1 pseudogene is annotated in these 256 nt (G+C 72.3%); it reads left to right on the top strand.

Features of this window, described 5'->3' with window-relative positions:
• Window positions 1-256, top strand: a pseudogene (locus WFQ67_RS30250) (acetyl-CoA C-acetyltransferase); the annotation flags it as partial.

Here is a 256-nt window from a genome sequence, read left to right as displayed (position 1 = left end):
AGCCCAGGACGCCTTCGCCGCCGCCTCCCAGCAGAAGGCCTGCGCGGCCATCGAGGGCGGGCGCTTCAAGGACGAGATCACCCCCATCCTGATCCCGCAGAAGAAGGGCGAGCCCGTCGCCTTCGCCACCGACGAGCAGCCCCGCGCCGGCACCACCGCCGAAGCCCTGGCCAAGCTCAAGCCGGCGTTCAAGAAGGACGGCAGCGTCACCGCCGGCAACGCCTCCAGCCTCAACGACGGCGCCGCCGCCGTGCTG

Origin of the sequence: Pseudomonas sp. USHLN015 (assembly GCF_037153275.1) — a bacterium.
Lineage (GTDB): Bacteria > Pseudomonadota > Gammaproteobacteria > Pseudomonadales > Pseudomonadaceae > Metapseudomonas > Metapseudomonas tohonis.
The sequence above is the reverse complement of the archived record's forward strand: the minus strand, read 5'-3'. Positions and strand labels throughout refer to the sequence as shown.